General features: G+C 43.6%; 15 protein-coding genes. 7 read left to right on the plus strand and 8 right to left on the minus strand.

Annotated features, from left to right (window positions below; all coding sequences use genetic code 11):
* Positions 1 to 11: 11 nt before the first annotated feature.
* The 4 genes from ACIRUQ_RS03095 (at position 12) to ACIRUQ_RS03110 (ending at position 8266) form a co-directional block, all read left to right on the plus strand.
* Complete coding sequence (locus ACIRUQ_RS03095; protein ID WP_022035535.1) at positions 12 to 266, plus strand: YhdT family protein; 255 nt, start codon at positions 12 to 14, stop codon at positions 264 to 266.
* Complete coding sequence (gene panF / locus ACIRUQ_RS03100; protein WP_055289655.1) at positions 259 to 1740, plus strand: sodium/pantothenate symporter; 1482 nt, start codon at positions 259 to 261, stop codon at positions 1738 to 1740. The genes ACIRUQ_RS03095 and panF overlap by 8 nt, the downstream gene beginning before the upstream one ends.
* A 383-nt stretch (positions 1741 to 2123) precedes the next feature.
* Entirely contained in the window at positions 2124 to 6668 is a 4545-nt protein-coding gene (gltB, locus tag ACIRUQ_RS03105; protein WP_055289656.1) for a glutamate synthase large subunit, read from the plus strand.
* 104 nt (positions 6669 to 6772) lie between these two features.
* Entirely contained in the window at positions 6773 to 8266 is a 1494-nt protein-coding gene (locus ACIRUQ_RS03110) for a glutamate synthase subunit beta (RefSeq protein ID WP_022035537.1), read from the plus strand.
* Between the two features lie 166 nt (positions 8267 to 8432).
* Here the strand turns inward: ACIRUQ_RS03110 and ACIRUQ_RS03115 are convergent, their stop codons facing one another.
* Together ACIRUQ_RS03115 and ACIRUQ_RS03120 are read right to left on the minus strand one after the other, a co-directional pair.
* On the minus strand, positions 8433 to 9776 hold the full coding sequence (locus tag ACIRUQ_RS03115; RefSeq protein WP_055289658.1) for an MATE family efflux transporter: 1344 nt from the start codon (positions 9774 to 9776) through the stop codon (positions 8433 to 8435).
* 438 nt (positions 9777 to 10214) lie between these two features.
* Positions 10215 to 10628: a hypothetical protein gene (locus ACIRUQ_RS03120; protein WP_055289661.1), complete on the minus strand. Its 414-nt coding sequence runs from the start codon at positions 10626 to 10628 to the stop codon at positions 10215 to 10217.
* Positions 10629 to 10940: 312 nt separating this feature from the next.
* Here ACIRUQ_RS03120 and ACIRUQ_RS03125 point away from each other — a divergent pair, with 312 nt between their 5' ends.
* The 3 genes from ACIRUQ_RS03125 to groL all read left to right on the plus strand — a co-directional run bounded on the left by ACIRUQ_RS03125 (position 10941) and on the right by groL (position 13861).
* On the plus strand, positions 10941 to 11720 hold the full coding sequence (locus ACIRUQ_RS03125; RefSeq protein WP_021739519.1) for a Cof-type HAD-IIB family hydrolase: 780 nt from the start codon (positions 10941 to 10943) through the stop codon (positions 11718 to 11720).
* A 206-nt stretch (positions 11721 to 11926) separates the two neighbouring features.
* Positions 11927 to 12211: a co-chaperone GroES gene (groES, locus tag ACIRUQ_RS03130; RefSeq protein WP_022036466.1), complete on the plus strand. Its 285-nt coding sequence runs from the start codon at positions 11927 to 11929 to the stop codon at positions 12209 to 12211.
* A gap of 24 nt (positions 12212 to 12235) precedes the next feature.
* Positions 12236 to 13861 (plus strand): chaperonin GroEL, encoded by a 1626-nt coding sequence (groL, locus tag ACIRUQ_RS03135; RefSeq protein WP_055289663.1) that lies wholly within the window; start codon positions 12236 to 12238, stop codon positions 13859 to 13861.
* A gap of 90 nt (positions 13862 to 13951) precedes the next feature.
* Here the strand turns inward: groL and ACIRUQ_RS03140 are convergent, their stop codons facing one another.
* From ACIRUQ_RS03140 to ACIRUQ_RS03165, 6 genes are read right to left on the minus strand one after another with little or no spacing between them, the layout of a single operon-like run.
* The gene (locus ACIRUQ_RS03140; protein WP_021739515.1) at positions 13952 to 14722 is read right to left on the minus strand and encodes a LamB/YcsF family protein; all 771 of its coding nucleotides are present in this window, start codon (positions 14720 to 14722) and stop codon (positions 13952 to 13954) included.
* A 52-nt stretch (positions 14723 to 14774) separates the two neighbouring features.
* A complete protein-coding gene (gene accC / locus ACIRUQ_RS03145; protein WP_022036467.1) occupies positions 14775 to 16121 on the minus strand; it encodes an acetyl-CoA carboxylase biotin carboxylase subunit in 1347 nt (448 codons plus the stop codon).
* A 12-nt stretch (positions 16122 to 16133) separates the two neighbouring features.
* The gene (accB, locus tag ACIRUQ_RS03150; protein WP_022036468.1) at positions 16134 to 16568 is read right to left on the minus strand and encodes an acetyl-CoA carboxylase biotin carboxyl carrier protein; all 435 of its coding nucleotides are present in this window, start codon (positions 16566 to 16568) and stop codon (positions 16134 to 16136) included.
* Positions 16569 to 16600: 32 nt separating this feature from the next.
* Positions 16601 to 17608 carry a biotin-dependent carboxyltransferase family protein gene (locus ACIRUQ_RS03155; protein WP_055289665.1) on the minus strand — a complete coding sequence of 336 codons (1008 nt, stop codon included), beginning with the start codon at positions 17606 to 17608 and terminating at the stop codon, positions 16601 to 16603.
* Between the two features lie 3 nt (positions 17609 to 17611).
* Positions 17612 to 18340, minus strand: coding sequence for a 5-oxoprolinase subunit PxpB (pxpB, locus tag ACIRUQ_RS03160; protein WP_021739511.1), 729 nt, complete (start codon positions 18338 to 18340; stop codon positions 17612 to 17614).
* 16 nt (positions 18341 to 18356) lie between these two features.
* The gene (locus ACIRUQ_RS03165) at positions 18357 to 19580 is read right to left on the minus strand and encodes an NRAMP family divalent metal transporter (RefSeq protein ID WP_022036471.1); all 1224 of its coding nucleotides are present in this window, start codon (positions 19578 to 19580) and stop codon (positions 18357 to 18359) included.
* Positions 19581 to 19703: the final 123 nt, after the last annotated feature.

Genomic DNA, 19703 nt, shown 5'->3' on the forward strand with positions numbered 1-19703 from the left:
GGGAGGACGTCATGAAGCGAAAGGAAAAATTGCGGCAGATCGCAAAAGAGGCGAAATCTGTCCTTTGGGCAGTCATTGCAATTATCGTGTTCTGGATAGTTGCAGGGTTTGGAGTAAGCAAGTTACATATCACTATTTTCCATACTCCGTTATGGGCTGTCACAGGATGCATCGGCACATGGATATTTTCCATTATTGTCGTTGTATATCTGATGAAACGCGTATTTAAAGACTTTGATCTGGAGGAGGAAAATGCAGATGAATAAGAATATTCTGGCATTGATGCCGGTGTTTGTTTTTATGATCATTATGTTGATCGTAAGTATTTATGTGCGCCGGGCATCTGCAAAAAAAACCTCCGAAGGCTTTGTAAAAGATTATTTTATCGGTTCCCGTAGTCTGGGAGGCTTTGTACTGGCGATGACCACCGTTGCAACTTACAGTTCGGTAAGTTCCTTTGTCGGCGGACCGGGACAGGCATGGAGCATTGGATTCGGATGGATCTATATGTCCGTCGTTCAGGTGACAGCGTTATTGTTGGTGCTTGGTATCCTTGGTAAAAAAATGGCGATGGTTTCACGAAAAATTGATGCAGTGACCATTATTGATGTGATCCGACATCGGTATCAGTCTGATGTGCTGGCAAATATTTCCGCAATTATCATCGTTATTTTCTTCGCGGCAACGATGGTTGCTCAGTTTGTAGGTGGTGCGAAATTATTTGAGGCAGTCACAGGATATTCTTATCTCACGGGTTTGATCGTATTCGGCCTGGTTGTTGTTATCTACACGACTGTCGGTGGATTTCGTGGCGTAGCGATTACAGATGCCATCTGTGCGGTAGTTATGCTGGCAGGTATGGTGATTTTGCTCATTGGCATTATCCGTCAGGGCGGCGGCTATGAGAACATTATGGAAAACATCGCGGCTACAAAGCCTGAGATGCTGGAGCCATTATCCGGTGGAAATATGCCGGTGAGTCTGTACATTTCCCAGTGGATGCTGGTTGGTATCTTTACATTGGGATTACCGCAGTCAGCAGTGCGCTGTTTAAGCTACAAAGATACAAAATCGCTGCATCATGCGATTATTCTTGGTACCGTTGTTGTCGGCGCTATGAATATCGGCATGAACTTTATTGGTGTATTATCCGCAGGTGTTCTGACCGGAAATCTGTCAGACTATGGAAACAGTGTGGATAATATCATTCCGCTTGCTATTGCAGGTTCCTTAAAACCATTAGTGGCCGGAATCTGTATCATTGGACCAATCGCAGCATCCATTTCCACAATTTCATCTCTGCTGCTGAGCACGACATCTTCCATCGTAAAAGATGTGTATATGCATGAGAAAGAGAAAAAGGGACATGCAGTATCTGAAAAAACAACAACGATGCTCAGCCAGATCTGTACCTTGGTGATCGGACTTATTATTTTTGGAATTTCCATCAATCCGCCAAGTGTGATCTGGAAGATCAATATGTTTGCCTTTGGTGGACTGGAAAGTGCATTTTTCTGGATTTTCTTGCTTGGTATGTTCTGGAAAAAAGCAAACAAAGCCGGAGCGATCAGTGCAATCATCGGTGGTGCGGTATGCTATTGTGTGACCATGTTCTTTGGATGGAAAATCGCGAATCTGCACCAGATTCTGATCGGCATCAGTGTATCACTGCTTTGCATGGTGATTGGTTCCATAGTTGGCAAAAAAACTGACGAAAAAGTGCTGAAATTGTATTTTTAATGGGTGTCAATTTGTAGGTTATTAAAGGAATCTCTGATTTCGCCCTTCATAATATTAAATTTTGGCCAACATCCAAAAAAAGAATGAATTGAATATAAAATTCGAAAAATTTACCTGTAATACATGAATTTGATTCTTACAGGTAAATTTTTTTATAAAGAAATACAAAGTGAAATTGTGCGATATAAAACAAAATGGACAGATAATTAAAATAATTTAGAAACAACAATATAATTAAAAAATAATTATCTGACTATCTGACAATTAGAGGAAAAAAGTGGGTTTACAATTTAAAAAAAAAGCGGTATAGTATACCCAATCAATCAGTTTGCGTTAATACATGTAAAAAAGCGTATGTAACGGATTACAGAAAGGAAGATGTTATGAAACTTCATATGAACGAGAGCAACGCCAAGGCTGTCGGCATGTACGATCCAAGGTTCGAGCATGACAACTGCGGTATTGGTGCTGTGGTAAACATTAAAGGTGTGAAAACACATCAGACGGTTGAGAACGCATTAAAAATTGTTGAAAACTTAAAACATAGAGCTGGCAAAGACGCCGAAGGAAAAACTGGTGATGGAGTAGGTATTCTGTTACAGATATCTCACAGATTCTTCTCCAAAACCATGAAATCCCTCGGCGTCTTTTTAGGTGAAGAAAGAGATTACGGAATTGGTATGTTCTTCTTCCCACAGGACGAGTTAAAACGCAATCAGGCGAAAAAGATGTTTGAAGTCATCATTGAAAAAGAAGGGTTAGAGTTGCTGGCATGGAGAGAAGTGCCGACGGATCCGACAGTCATTGGACAGAAAGCTGTAGACTGCATGCCATACATTATGCAGGCGTTTATCAAACGTCCGGATGATGTGGAAAAAGGTCTGGATTTTGACCGCCGCCTGTATGTGGCACGCCGCGTTTTTGAACAGTCTAACGACAATACCTATGTAGTATCACTGTCAAGCAGAACGATTGTTTACAAAGGAATGTTCCTCGTAAACGAGCTGCGTTTGTTTTTCAAAGATCTGCAGGATCCGGATTATGAATCTGCCATTGCAATGGTTCATTCCAGATTCTCTACAAATACAAATCCGAGCTGGGAGCGTGCACATCCGAACCGCTTTATGGTACATAATGGTGAAATCAATACAATCAAGGGTAACTCCGATAAGATGCTGGCCCGCGAGGAGACCATGGAGTCTGAGCATCTGAAAGGTCAGTTATCCAAGGTGCTTCCGGTAGTCAATACATCCGGCTCCGATTCCGCAATGCTTGATAATACACTGGAGTTCCTGGTAATGAGTGGTATGGAACTTCCACTGGCGGTTATGATCACTATTCCGGAGCCGTGGGCAAACAATCATCTGATGAGTCAGAAGAAAAAAGATTTTTATCAGTATTATGCAACGATGATGGAGCCATGGGATGGCCCGGCATCCATCGTATTCAGTGACGGGGATATTATGGGAGCTGTCCTTGACCGCAATGGTCTGCGTCCGTCCCGTTATTACATTACAGATGATGATTATCTGATCCTTGCATCTGAAGTAGGTGTGCTGGATGTAGATCCGACGAAGGTTGTCACAAAAGATCGTCTGCGTCCGGGCAAAATGCTTTTGGTTGATACCGTCAAAGGCCGTGTCATCGATGATGATGAGCTGAAAGAATCTTATGCGGGCAAACGTCCTTATGGACAGTGGCTGGATGAATACCTGGTAGAATTGAAAGATCTGAAAATTCCGAATGTGCGTGTACCGCGTTACACCGGCGATGATCTGCACCGCATCCAGAAAGCCTTTGGCTATTCTTATGAGTCTGTAAAGACAGTCATGCTTCCGATGGCAAAAACCGGTGCGGAATCCACAGCAGCCATGGGCATTGATACACCGCTGGCTGTATTATCCGATGATCATCAGCCGCTGTTTAACTATTTCAAACAGCTGTTTGCACAGGTTACAAATCCGCCAATCGATGCTATCCGTGAGGAGATTGTCACATCCACAACAGTTTATGTTGGTGAAGATGGAAACATTCTGGAGGAAGAGCCGAAAAACTGTCAGGTACTGAAGATCAAAAATCCGATTCTGACAAATACAGACCTTCTGAAAATCAAACATATGAAAAAAGAAGGTTTCAAAGTTGGTGTTGTTCCGATTATTTATTATAAAAACACAAGTCTGGAGAAAGCCATTGACCGCCTGTTTGTAGAGGCAGACCGTGCATACCGTGACGGCACAAACATCCTGATCCTGTCCGATCGTGGCGTGGATGAGAACCATGTGGCAATTCCGTCACTGCTGGCAGTTTCTGCAATGCAGCAGCATCTGATCCAGACAAAGAAAAGAACTGCAGTGGCAATGATCCTGGAGAGTGGTGAGCCGCGTGAGATCCACCATTTTGCAACACTGCTTGGTTACGGTGCCTGTGCCATCAACCCATATCTGGCGCAGGATACGATTGAGCAGCTGGTAGATGATCATCTGCTTGATAAAGATTATTATGCTGCGATCAATGATTACAACTCTGCGGTATTACACGGAATTGTAAAAATTGCTTCCAAGATGGGTATTTCCACAATCCAGTCCTATCAGGGATCCAAAATCTTTGAAGCTATCGGTATTGATCGAAGCGTCATTGATAAATATTTTACGGATACTGTCAGCAGAATCGGCGGCATCACGATTTCTGATATTGAAAATGATGTAAATGAGCTGCATTCCATGGCATTTGATCCGCTTGGATTACAGACGGAGCTGACACTGGACAGCAAAGGACATCACAAGATGCGCAGCGGAGCACAGAAACATCTGTACAATCCACAGACGATCCATCTGCTGCAGGAGTCCACAAAACGTGGGGATTATGATTTATTTAAAGAGTATACAAAGCTGGTCAATAATGAGACCGACATTATGAATATCCGTGGAACACTTGATTTCAAATATCCGAAGTCAGGTATTCCAATCGATGAAGTAGAAAGTGTTGACTCTATTGTGACAAGATTTAAAACAGGTGCGATGTCTTACGGTTCTATTTCACAGGAAGCTCATGAGACACTTGCCATCGCCATGAACCGGTTACATGGTAAATCCAATTCCGGTGAAGGTGGTGAGAGCCTGGAACGACTGGATACGGAGCGGTGCTCTGCTATCAAACAGGTTGCTTCCGGACGATTTGGTGTAACCAGCCGTTACCTTGTCAGCGCACAGGAAATTCAGATTAAAATGGCACAGGGCGCAAAACCGGGAGAAGGTGGACATTTACCGGGTAAAAAAGTATATCCGTGGATTGCAAAAACAAGACTTTCCACACCGGGCGTAAGTCTGATCTCACCGCCGCCTCATCACGATATTTACTCCATCGAGGATTTGGAACAGCTGATCTTTGACCTGAAAAATGCAAACACAAGAGCACGAATTTCTGTAAAACTGGTATCAGAAGCAGGTGTCGGAACTGTTGCAGCCGGTGTTGCAAAAGCCGGTGCACAGGTTATTCTGATCTCCGGTTATGACGGAGGAACCGGTGCTGCACCGAGAAGCTCTATTCATAACGCAGGACTTCCTTGGGAGCTTGGTCTCGCTGAGACGCATCAGACATTGATCATGAACGGCTTGAGAAATAAAGTCCGCATTGAGACAGACGGAAAACTCATGAGTGGTCGAGATGTTGCTGTAGCAGCAATGCTTGGTGCCGAGGAATTCGGTTTTGCTACAGCTCCACTGGTAACAATGGGATGTGTCATGATGCGTGTCTGCAACCTGGATACATGTCCGGTTGGTATCGCTACACAGAATCCGGAACTGAGAAAACGTTTTGCCGGAAAACCGGAATATGTTATGAATTTCATGCGTTTTATCGCTCAGGAGCTTCGCGAATATATGGCAAAACTTGGTGTCCGCACGGTAGATGAGCTGGTTGGACGTTCTGATCTGCTGAAAGTACGTGATAACTTAACCGGTCACGCTGCAAAACTGGATCTGAAGAACATTCTGGAGAATCCGTTTGCAAGCTCAAAGGATAAAGTAATCTTTGATCCGAAAAAAGTATACGATTTTGAACTGCAGAAAACAGCCGATGAGAAAGTGCTGTTAAAACAGATGAAAACGGCACTTGAGCAGAAACAGAAACGAAGCATAGAAATCAATGTTTCTAATATCAACCGTTCCTTTGGTACCATTTTTGGTTCTGAAATTACAAGAAGATACAAAGATACACTGGAAGATGATACATACGTGGTAAAATGTAACGGAGCCGGTGGACAGAGTTTCGGAGCCTTCATTCCGAACGGCCTGACACTGGAGCTGGAAGGTGACAGCAATGATTACTTCGGAAAAGGACTTTCCGGTGGAAAACTGGTCGTATATCCGCCGAAAGGCATCAAATACCGTCAGGATGAAAACATTGTCATCGGTAACGTAGCACTTTACGGTGCAACCAGCGGAAAAGCATTTATCAACGGTGTGGCAGGAGAGCGTTTTGCAGTCAGAAACTCCGGTGCAATTGCAGTCGTTGAGGGTGTCGGCGATCACGGATGTGAGTATATGACCGGCGGACGCGTAGTTGTTATCGGAAAAACAGGCAAGAACTTCGCAGCAGGTATGAGCGGCGGTGTCGCATATGTACTGGATGAGGACAACGATCTGTATACAAGAACCAATAAAGAAATGGTATTTACCGAGGAATTGACCAACAAATACGATGTACAGGAATTAAAAGAACTGATTCAGGAACATGTCGCTTTGACCAATTCCGTAAAAGGAAAAGAAATTCTGGATAACTTCGGAGAATATCTGCCGAAATTCAAAAAAGTAGTGCCATATGATTATCATCATATGCTGACAACCATCGTACAGATGGAGGAAAAAGGCTACAACGTAGAGCAGGCTCAGATTGAAGCATTTTATGCAAATCTTGAGGCTCAGGCATAGAAATTTTACATGAGAAAACTTTCACTTCTATAAAAAGATAGTTTTACGGAAGTGAAGCACTTATGGTGAATTATGATGAATTTCGGTAAAACAGGAGGATTAAAATGGGAAAACCAACAGGATTTATGGAATATGACCGAGAGGTAAGCAAAGCGGTTGAACCGAAAGAAAGAATCAAAAATTTTGATGAATTCCACATCCACCTCTCAAAGAAAAAACAGGAGATTCAGGGATCACGCTGCATGGCATGCGGCGTTCCCTTCTGTCAGTCAGGTATGACACTCATGGGCATGACCAGTGGCTGTCCGCTGCACAATCTGGTGCCGGAGTGGAATGACCTGATCTATATGGGAACATGGGAGCAGGCTTACGAGCGTCTGCACAAAACCAACAACTTCCCGGAATTTACATCCCGTGTCTGCCCGGCACTGTGTGAGGCTGCATGTACCTGCGGTCTGCATGATGATCCGGTCACTGTGCGGGATAATGAGTACGGAATTATTGAACATGCATATGAAAAAGGATATGCGAAGGCAAATCCGCCAAAAGTGCGTACAGGGAAAAAAGTGGCTGTCATCGGATCAGGCCCGGCTGGTCTGGCCGTAGCAGACCAGTTAAACCGCAGAGGTCATCTGGTAACCGTATATGAGCGCGATGACCGTGTGGGTGGACTGCTGATGTATGGCATTCCGAATATGAAACTGGAAAAACACATCATCGACCGCAAAATCAATGTGATGACCGAAGAAGGCATCAACTTTGTCACCGGAGTGAATGTGGGAAAAGACGAAAAAGCAGCAAAACTTATGAAAGAGTATGATGCCGTGGTACTTGCCTGCGGTGCCAAAAATCCGCGTGATATCAATGCACCGGGCAGAGATGCAAAAGGTATTTATTTTGCAGTGGATTTCCTGTCACAGACCACAAAGAGTCTGCTCGATTCCAATCTGAAAGATAAAAAATTTGTTTCTGCAAAGGGCAAAAAAGTTGTGATCATCGGTGGTGGTGACACCGGAAATGACTGTGTGGGAACAAGCATTCGTCATGGAGCAGTATCTGTAACACAGCTTGAGATGATGCCGAAAGCTCCGGATCAGCGTGCTGCGAACAATCCTTGGCCGGAATGGCCAAAAATCTGCAAGACAGATTACGGTCAGGAAGAAGCTATTGCTGTATTCGGACATGATCCGCGAATCTATCAGACAACGGTAAAAGAGTTTCTGAAAGATAAAAACGGCAATCTGACAGGTCTGATCACTGTAAAACTGGAAGCGAAAAAAGATGAGAAAACCGGTCGTATGAACATGGTTCCGGTGGAAGGCAGTGAGCAGAAACTGGATGCAGATCTGGTACTTATCGCAGCGGGATTCCTTGGTACAGAGAAATACGTAGCAGATGCTTTTGGTGTAAAATTAAATGCCAGAACAAACGTAGAAACTGAAGAAGGCCGTTACAAGACGAATGTGAAAAAAGTCTTTACCGCAGGCGATATGCACAGAGGACAGTCACTGGTTGTATGGGCAATCCGTGAGGGACGCGAAGCAGCCAGAGAAGTAGATGAGAGCCTGATGGGATATTCTTATCTTTCGGTACAATAGTGTAGATGTGCAGTGATTTGTTATCATTGATGAACAATCTCTCTTTTTTATTATTTTGAAAAGTATATATGCGATTGCAGCTTAATATAAAAGAACTGTTGCATCATAGATGAATCTGTGATGCAGCAGTTCTTTATATCATATTAAAAACTTATTCCTCTAAACCTTATTCTTTGTATTTTCGTATAATAATCATATAACTTATAAACAATAAAACAGCTGCGCTGGTCCAGGCACAAATTTCCGCATAAAAAATTCCGTCTTCACCGATCAGTTTTGGTAACAATAATGCAACACTGACACGCATCACAAATTCTGCAATGCCACTGGCGAGGGGAATCAGGGTATTACCTAGACCCTGAATCGCCGAACGATATACATACAGCAGATACAGTACCCATAGAAAAATTGCCATAATAAACAAATATTTATATGCAATGTCTAACACCTGTCGGATCTGTTCCGGTTCGCCGGATACAAACAGTGACAATATATTGCGTCCGAATAACACCATCACACCTGAGATCACAACAGAAGTAAGCAATGCCATATAAGTTCCGCTATGCACACCTTTCCGGATTCTCTGATATTTCTTTGCACCAAGATTCTGGCCTACATAGGTTGTAATTGCATATCCGTATGAAACGGCAGCCATCTCTAAAACTCCATATAATTTGTTTGATGCTGTAAATCCAGCCACAAACAGGAATCCAAATCCATTGACTACATACTGTACTGTAAGCCCCCCTATAGAGATGATCACATTCTGGATCGCAAGAGGAGTCGCCACTTTCAAAAGCCGCAGACTCATTGCCGGCTGTCTGTAGAAGTCCTGTTTTTCCAGTCGGATATCCGGAATTTTCCGTAACACCATCAGACAGTACAGGGCTGAAAATCCCTGTGCGATGACTGTCGCCACTGCTGCTCCGGCTACACCCCAGCCAAAAACTGCCACAAATAACAGGTCCAGTCCCACATTGATCAACGCTGCTACGGTCATTGCTATCAGTGGAGATCTGCTGTTACCCAGTGCTCGAAGAATCGCTGCAAATATATTATAAGCTGCTATGATCGGAATTCCGGCAAAGATCAGCCGAAGATATAGCATTGTCAGGTCAATGACATTATCCGGTGTCTGTAAAAACAAAAGAACATGATAAACTGCCCCTTCACTTACCGCAAGTACAATCACAGAAAGCAGTGCTGTCATGATATAGCTTTTCGCCACCGCGCATTTCAGATTTTCTTTTTCCCTTGCTCCATAAAACTGAGCTACCAGAATAGAAAAACCCTGTGTGATACCTGTCATGATACCGAACACCAGCCATACCAGCCAGTCTCCGGCGCCTACTGCCGCCAGTGCTTCAACCCCTACCACCTGTCCGACGATCATGGTATCTGCCATCGTATAAAACTGCTGAAAGATATTTCCAAGCATCAGTGGTATAGCAAAAGTAATGATCAGTTTTCCAGGTGATCCAGTGGTCATATTTTTTTCATTTGTTCCCATAAGAATCTCCTTTTTCTTCTCATCCTTGTCCGATTATTTTACATAGGACTCTGCCAAAACGCAATCCTCTATTGTATTATATGGCACATTGATATTTTTATCTACCACTTTTGGGTGACATCTTGTCACTTTGACTTGTTAATTGGATTTTTTATAGGGATAATTGTGGATTTGTAAAGAATGCTAATCAGGAGTTGTTGAATAAAGTAAAAAGAGTGAAAAATTAAAAAAAACTAAATTTATCGGAATGAGAAGTACTTGTTTATTATGATAAATTTGCTATGGCATAAGCGTTTTCAAGTTACGCAAGAAATATTGCAGTACTGTTTTCAGTAAGCTATTATGTTGTAGATAAGGGAGCGGAGAAAACTTACCTTGGCAGCGATTGTTAGCTAACAAGGTAAGTTTTTTGGCTCCTTTTTAATATAGTGTTACGCTTTACTTCATCGAAACCTGTCCTTTATACTTATTATAAAGCTCTTTGATCTGTTCCAACTCAGAGGCTGTCAGCGTATCTTTTGCGTATTGTTTTAATCCGGCAGTATCGCCGCTGGTGATGTAGGAAGAGGCTTCTTTCATTGTATCTGCAGACATATGATTTGTAATGATCTGATCTACGGTTGCACGGTCTGTATCGTTCATGGCATCAAGGATTTCCTGAGCATTGACGCCTGCAATGGCAGATGTATCAGATGTGATTTGTGACTCCAGAAGTTTTTCAGCTACAATTCCGGTGGCTTTTGTTTTTATTTTTGGTAAGGCAACAAAATAGCTAACCAGTAAAATAATCACGATAGCAAACAGAAAAACAATAAATTTTTGAAAACGGTGCCGTTTATGTGGATATGCCATAATGTAACCTCCTCTTAATGTCGGTGAGAAAATGCAATGATTCTGAGAAGAATGTAATAGACTACGTTGACCAGAATCATGTATCAAGTCTCATGTGTTGTCGATTTTACCTGTTTCTACTTATTATAGCATGTACGATGTGGCGAAACTGTGAATTCAAAGAATATTAAGGAAATCTTCAAAATAAAGAAACGATTTTTCATCTGGAAAAAGTGCTTTATGCCTTACCCTGAATATTTGCATTTGTATGTAAAAACCGTTATAATCAGAAAACAGGAAAAATGAGGTAAGAAGAAAGGAACACATACATATATGGCAGCGATTTTTTTTGATATTGACGGGACTTTATGGGACAGGGACAATAACATTCCACAGAGCACAAAAGAAGCAATTCATCAGCTTCAGGAGAACGGACATCAGACCTTCCTCTGCAGTGGAAGGACACGCGTGTTTATCAACAGTGAAGAGCTGCTCGGTATGGGATTTGACGGCATTGTCTGCGGTTGTGGCACCTTTATAGAATATAAAGGAAAAGAAATGCTGTACAAAGAGATTGACCGGGAATTATTGAAAAAGGCAGTACAGGTATTTTATGATTATGATATTGCCATGGTTATGGAAGGCCGCCATATGCTGTACATGGATGCAGACAAGATCAGCAGAGATGCATACGGAAGATATCTGCTGGAGGTTATGAAAGACTGTATGCTGCCGATTCAAGGGCATGAGGAACAGTGGGAAGCAAGTAAGTTTTCTGTTTTAATCCATGATCGGGATTATCCGGCGGTGATCGAATTATTAAAGGATGATTATGATTTTATGGTTCACGGGGATGTGGCCATGGAAGTAGTACCAAAAGGATACAGCAAAGCGAGCGGAATTGCTTTTGTATGCGAAAAACTGGGAATTGATGTAAAGGATACCTATGCATTCGGTGACAGTGCCAATGATGTAGACATGCTGGAGTTTGCCGGTGTGGGAGTTGCGATGGGGGACGGAACGGATGTGGCTAAAGAGCATGCGGACTATGTAACTAGGGGGTTGCATGAAGACGGTATTTATCATGCACTGAAGCATTTTGCATTGATTTAAAAAATGAAAAAGTGAGAAAAAGTAAGAAAAAAAGAGTATATAAGAGAAAAGTGGAAAAAATACACATATATATACGAAATTGTTTAGTTGCGATTCAGGTGTAAAAAAACTATTATATGACTATCGGTTAGCACTCAGAAGAAATGAGTGCTAATAAAACAAAAGAAAGCATAGAACTTATATATAGAATAAGGAGGAATCACATCATGAAATTAGTACCATTAGGTGACAGAGTTGTATTAAAACAGGTAGAGGCAGAAGAGACCACAAAATCCGGTCTGATCCTTACAACAAGTGCACAGGAGAAACCACAGGAAGCAGAAGTAATCGCTGTAGGACCTGGCGGAATGGTAGATGGTAAAGAAGTAACCATGCAGGTAAAACCGGGTGATAAAGTTATTTATTCTAAATATGCAGGTAACGAAGTAAAATTAGAGGGTGAGGAGTACATCATCGTAAGACAGAATGACATCCTTGCTGTAGTAGAGTAATAAAATTGAAGGAGGAAAATTATCATGGCAAAAGAATTAAAATATGGATCAGAGGCAAGAAAAGCTCTGGAAGCTGGTGTAGATAAATTAGCAGATACCGTTCGTGTTACATTAGGACCGAAAGGAAGAAACGTAGTTCTGGATAAATCTTTTGGTGCTCCACTGATCACAAATGATGGTGTTACAATCGCAAAAGATATTGAGCTTGAGGATGCATTCGAGAACATGGGTGCACAGCTTGTAAAAGAAGCAGCTACAAAGACAAATGATGTAGCAGGTGATGGTACAACAACCGCTACCGTTCTCGCTCAGGCAATGATCAAAGAGGGAATGAAAAACCTGGAAGCAGGTGCAAACCCAATCGTTATGAGAAGAGGTATGAAGAAAGCAACTGAGGCTGCTGTAGAAGCAATCGCAGCTATGAGCCAGAAAGTTGACGGAAAGAACCATATCGCGAAAGTTGCAGCAATCTCCGCTGGCGACGAGACAGTAGGAAATATGGTAGCAGATGCTATGGAGAAAGTTTCCGCAGACGGTGTTATCACAATCGAAGAGTCCAAGACAATGCAGACAGAGTTAGACTTAGTAGAAGGTATGCAGTTTGACCGTGGATATATTTCTGCATACATGGCAACTGATATGGATAAAATGGAAGCAAACCTGGATGAGCCATACATCCTGATCACAGATAAGAAGATTACAAACATTCAGGAGATTTTACCATTGTTAGAGCAGATCTTACAGACAGGTAAAAAATTATTAATCATTGCTGAGGATATCGAGGGTGATGCATTAACAAACCTGATCGTAAACAAATTACGTGGAACAATCACTGTTGTCGGCGTAAAAGCACCGGGATATGGTGACAGAAGAAAAGCAATGCTGCAGGATATCGCAATCCTGACAGGTGGTACTGTAATTTCTTCCGAACTTGGTCTGGAATTAAAAGATGTAACATTAGATCAGCTTGGTCAGGCAAAATCTGTTAAAGTTCAGAAAGAGAACACAATCATCGTTGACGGTGAGGGTGATTCTGAGGCAATTAAAGCAAGAGTTGCTCAGATCCGTGCAGAGATTGAGACAACTACATCTGATTTCGACCGTGAGAAACTGCAGGAGAGACTTGCGAAGATGGCAGGCGGCGTAGCAGTGATCCGTGTAGGTGCAGCTACAGAAGCAGAGATGAAAGAAAGCAAACTGCGTATGGAAGACGCTCTGGCAGCTACAAAAGCAGCAGTAGAGGAAGGAATCATTGCAGGTGGCGGATCTGCATACATCCATGCAACAAAAGAGGTTGCAAAACTTGCTGAGACACTGGAAGGTGATGAGAAGACAGGAGCAAAAGTAATCCTGAAAGCTCTGGAAGCTCCGTTATTCTACATTTCCGCAAATGCAGGTCTCGAAGGTGCTGTCATCATCAACAAAGTTCGTGAGAGCGAGCCGGGTGTCGGATTTGATGCAGCAAAAGAAGAGTATGTAAACATGGTAGATGCAGGAATCCTTGATCCTGTAAAAGTTACAAGAAGTGCATTACAGAACGCAACAAGCGTTGCTTCTACATTATTGACAACAGAGTCTGTTGTAGCAGACATCAAAGAGCCAGCTCCGGCAATGCCGGCAGGTGGTGCACCGGGAATGGGAATGATGTAATTCAACAGCTCACATATGCCCTAACAAAAAAGCCGTCCGCATGCTTGCATGTGGGACGGCTTTTTGGATCTCTTTTTCACAACATATCGTTTAGCCAATTATATCGGCGAGCGGACAGATCTGTACGTCATTTTCAGTAAGTACTTTACGGATTTTTTCTACAAAAAGCAATGCTTTTTCGCCATCTCCGTGTACACATACAGAATCAGCCTGAATCGGAATATCTTTTCCGGTGACAGCAGTGACAACGCCTTCTTTTACCATACGGATGACACGGGCAATAGCCTCATCTTCATCTGTGATCATGGCGCCTTCTTTGCGACGGTTTACTAACGTACCATCTTCTTCATATCCGCGGTCAGCAAATACTTCACTGGCTGCTTTTAAGCCACAGTCTTTTGCCGCACGGATCATTTCACTTCCAGATAATCCCATAACAATAATTTCAGGATCATAGTCGTGGATCGCTTCGCAGATAGCCAGAGAAAGGGCATAATCTTTGGCAGCCATGTTGTACAAGGCTCCATGTGGTTTGACGTGCTGCAGACGCATTCCGTTTGCCTGACACATGCCTCCAAGAGCGCTGATCTGATACAGCGTATAAGCTTTGGCTTCTTCTGGGGAAATTGCCATATTTCTGCGGCCAAATCCCATCAGATCCGGAAGCCCCGGATGCGCTCCAATCTTGATACCAGCCTCTTTGGTGCGGGCGATGGATTCGAGCATTACGACAGGATCGGATGCATGATATCCGCAGGCAATATTTGCAGAGGAAATAAGGGGAATGATTTTTTCATCCATTCCAATGGTATAGCGGCCGAAGCTTTCGCCCAGATCACTATTTAAATCTACCTGATACATGGTAAAGACCTCTCTTTCTGATTAAAAATCATGCTTTACATTTGTGGATTTATCAGTCCAGACGCAAAATCCGTTCAATAAAGCCGGTGTCGGCTTTTCCTTCACAGAACTCTGGATTTTTCAGAATACGATACTGGAAATCCAGGTTGGTTTCCACACCCATGATAAGCATTTCATCCAATGCAGAACGCATTTTCTGCAGGGCAGCTTTACGATCCGGTGCATGTACAATGACTTTTGCAATCATGGAATCGTATTCGGAAGGAATGCGGTAACCGGTGTAAAGGGCGGTGTCCACACGGACGCCGTTTCCTGCCGGCAGGTGCAGATGTTTAACCACACCGGGACTTGGCATAAAGTTTTTCTCCGGAATTTCCGCATTGATGCGGCATTCGATGGCATGTCCCTTTGGTGTGACATCATTCTGGGAAAAACTTAACGGTTCTCCCATAGCTACGCGAATCTGTTCAATGATCAGATCGGTACCGGTGACCATTTCTGTGACACCGTGCTCTACCTGAATTCGGGTGTTCATTTCCATGAAATAGTAAGTGCCTTTCGGATCTACGATAAATTCGACAGTTCCGGCATTTGTATAATTCACTGCTTTGGCTGCAAGAATTGCGTCATGATTCATGGAAGCACGCATTTTTTCTGTGATGGCAGGAGATGGAGATTCTTCGATCAGCTTCTGATGATTTCGCTGTACCGAGCAGTCACGTTCTCCAAGTGCAACTACGTTTCCGAAATTGTCTGCCATGATCTGAATTTCCACATGGCGCGGATTTTCGATATATTTTTCGATGTACATTGTATCATCGCCAAACGCATTTGCAGATTCCCGTTGTGCCATGTTGAAATGAAATTCAAACTCGTCTTTGGATTGTGCCACGCGCATACCTTTTCCACCGCCGCCGGAGGATGCTTTGATCATTACCGGATAACCGATCTCATCCGCAAATTTTTCACCGGTTTCAGCATCATAGACTGGTTCTCTTGTGCCGGGAACGACAGGTACTTTGGCATCCATCATGGTCTGGCGGGCATGGGATTTATTTCCCATACTGTTGATGACTTCTGCAGTCGGACCGATAAATGCGATACCATATTCGTTGCAGAGACGGACAAAATCTGCATTTTCAGATAAAAATCCAAATCCCGGGTGGATGGCATCAGCACCGACATTGCGGGCTGCTGTGATAATGCGTTCCATATTCAGATAATTGTTGCGGGCAGGACCTTCTCCAATGCAGACACGCTGATCCGCAAGTTGTACATGAAGACTGTTTTGATCTTCTTTGGAATATACAGCGACGCTGCGGATTCCCATGTTTCGGCAGGCGCGGATAATGCGGACTGCGATTTCTCCACGATTTGCGATTAATATTTTGTGAAACATCAGCAGGCCTCCTTAGTCATCCAGTTTCTTTACCTTAAACAGTGGCTGGCCATATTCGATTTTCTGTTCATTGCTGACCAGTACTGCTTCGATTTCACAGTCAAAATCACTTTCAATTTCGTTCATCAGTTTCATAGCTTCCAGAATACATACAGTCTGGCCGGCTTTGACTCTGTCACCGACTTTTACGAAGGCTTTTGCTTCCGGTGACGGAGCAGAGTAGAAAGTGCCGACAATCGGAGAGGTGATGTAAGTTTCATCTTCGGCTTCTTCCTCTGCCTGGGCAGCAGGTGCTGCCTGCGCGATGGTGATTGCGGCTTCTCCCGGAACACCAGCAGTTCCGCGGCGGCTCATTTTGATCTTTGTATCGCCTTCCTGGATGGAAAACTCCAGCATGGAAGAATTTTCAATAATCTGTACAAGTTTTTCAATCTGTTGTAAATCCATGATAATTTGTTACTCCTTTAATTATTCAGTAGTTAGTCCTGGAACAGCTTTGTCAGGCGCTTAGCTACCAGCCTGCAGTCCAGTACCTCTTTACATGGCTGATAAATTTGTTTGCGGAATTCCTGCAGTTCGTGCAGTTCATCCTGCATCAATTGCTGGGCTTCTTCCACAGTAACTGCCTGAAACCGTACTTTGTGGTCTGTTTTCCGCTGAACCAGTTTTGGAATATCCACGGAAATGACAGTGGCAATTTTGGCATATCCTCCGGTGGTCTGGCGGTCAGAAAGCAGAATGATCGGTTTTCCGTGGCTTGGTACCTGAACGGAACCAAAGGCAATTCCATCGGAAATAATATCCGATGTCGTTTTGTAGGCAATAAAAGGCCCTTCCAGACGGCATCCCATGCGGTCAAATTCGCTGGTTACAGTATATTCTGATTCCAGGAATGTTTTTCGCCCTGCAGAGGTAAAAGATTTATCCTGTGGTCCCATGATGACACGTAAAGTCACCTCATCCTGGTCAAATTCATCCAGATCCAGGGTGCGGGACAGGTAATACGGTAGATATCTTCGTTTGATACGGAAACCGACATAATCTCCGTCCATCAGGCGGCGTCCTTTATATCCACCGATGGAGCATTTGATATTGGTAGAACGGCTGCCCATCACCACTGGGATATCCAGGTAGCTGGAAAAAGCGATGTAGCCGCGGCTTCCGGTTCTGGCTCCACGGAAAGATAAGATATCACCGCGGTGTATGTAAACTGCGGTATAGTTTTTGATCGGCTTACCATTTACCTGTGGCTGGAAATCACCGCCGGTGATAGCAATGATGGTCTCGGAAGTGAATTCCAGGGTTGGTCCCATCAGGGTAAACTCCAGAACCGCTTCATTTTCCGGATTATCCAGAAGCAGATTTGCAATTTTAAAGGAACGTACATCCATGACACCGGACACGCCGAAGCCCTGGCTCTGATAGCCGGTTCTTCCAAGATCCTGTACGGTTGTGAGCATGCCGCCTTTTAATACACGAACGCCCATAGGTTACACCTCCTTTGGATGAATGGTACAGGTATAAGTACCGTTATCCACTTCATTTTTTATGTTTGCAAAATCAGATTCACTGACCGGGACGAAACGGATGTAATCACCTGCTTCAAAAAGAATCGGAACATCACGGTTCGGATCATAAGTTTTAACCGGTGTCAGTCCCAGTAACTGCCAGCCACCCGGGGAATCCAGTGGATAGATGCCGGTTTGGGAACCGCCAATGCCGACACTTCCGGCCGGAATCCGGATACGTGGATTTGCCAGACGTGGAGTGTGAATACGCTCATCCAGACCGCCCAGGTAGGAAAATCCAGGCAGAAATCCAAGCATGTAGATCAGATAGTCACTGGATGAATGAATAGTAATGACTTCCTGTGTGGTAAGGTTTGCATGTTTTGCAATATTTTCCAGATCCGGGCCGTATTCCCCGCCGTAGCATACCGGAATTTCAAAAATACGGGAAGAAGAAGCTTTTTTGCTGACTTCCAGTTTTAATAATTTTTCCAGACGGCGTTTTAATTTGCGATAGTCAATGACTCGCGGATCGTAGTTGATGAGAAGGCTTGTGAAAGCAGGGATCACATCTGTGACACCTTCCAGATGCTGTTCTCTCATCAGATGCACAAATGCAGTGATCTGTGCATTGATTTCAGGAGAAATCTCCTGCCCAAACTGAATGAGCAGGGAGGAATCTCCGGCGGTAAGAATTTTTGTCTCTTTCATAATTGATCATGCTCCATTATGCAAAAAGTGTTGCAAGGTTTCCAAGGGAGGTGATGCCGAGGTATGCAGAGATGATAACAACAATGATACCAAGGATCAGCAGCCAGTTTGGATGATGGTAATCCTCCCCCATGATGGTTTTCTTTTTGGAAGCTACCAGACACACACCCAGGGTGATCGGAAGAATCAGACCGTTTAAGGCACCTGCCAGAACGAGCAGAGTAGCCGGCTGACCGATCAGAGCCATAACGATGGTGCTGAGGATGATAAATCCGACAATAAACCATTTTTCATTTTTTTCGATTACTTTGCTGAATGTCTTCAGGAAAGATACGGAAGTATATGCACAGCCAACGATGGAAGTGATGGCAGCACATAAAAGCACAAGCCCGAAGAAGCGATATCCGATCTCACCGGCACCGATTTTGAATGCATCAGCAGCAGGGTTGGACGGATCCAGTGTATGAGCACCGGAAGTTGCAGTAGCAACAACAACACCAAGGATAGCGAGGAATAACAGTACACGTACGATCGTTGCGATACCAAGTCCCATGACAGAACTTTTTCTGATTTCACTCAGATTTTCCTTTTTCGTGATACCGGCATCAATCAGACGATGTGCACCGGCAAAGGTGATATATCCGCCGACAGTACCGCCAAGTAATGTCAGGATTGCAGGGAAGATATCGCCCATTGGTGCAGATGGTGCAACGGTTTCTTTTAATGCATAGCCAACTGGTGGACGAACAATGAGGATCACTACAAAGATAACAGCGATCATGAGTCCGCCAAGTACTTTGGTCAGTGTGTCCATAGCTTTTAAAGCATTTTTAAACAAGAAAACAAGAACGGCAATGGCACCTGCCAGGAAATATCCTGCGGTGGTCGGGATACCAAGCAGTGTGTTAAAACCAAGCGCACCTCCGCCAACGTTACCGATATTGAAGACCAGTCCGCCGGCAACGATCAGGAAAGCTACTACATAACCGAGTCCCGGAAGGACTTTATTTGCCACATCCTGTCCACGCATGCCGGATACACATAAAACACGCCATACATTTAACTGCACGATGGCTGCCAGTATGATAGAAATCAAAATGACAAAGCCGAAACTTCCGTGTAAGCTGTCAGTGAATTTTCCGGTCTGGGTCAAAAAGCCCGGACCAATGGCAGAAGTTGCCATAAGGAATGCGGCACCGATCAGGGCACCGGCATTTTTTTTCTGATTGTTTTTGTTCATAAGTATCTCCTTCTGTATGATATGTACTCTCAGAACTGTTAAAAAAATTTCCGGAGTCCATTTTTTATAGTGTTACTATTATACATAATTATAAGAAGAAGTACAAACTTTTTTATTATTACA

The sequence above is a fragment of the Eubacterium ramulus genome, assembly GCF_045002895.1.
Classification (GTDB): domain Bacteria; phylum Bacillota; class Clostridia; order Lachnospirales; family Lachnospiraceae; genus Eubacterium_I; species Eubacterium_I ramulus.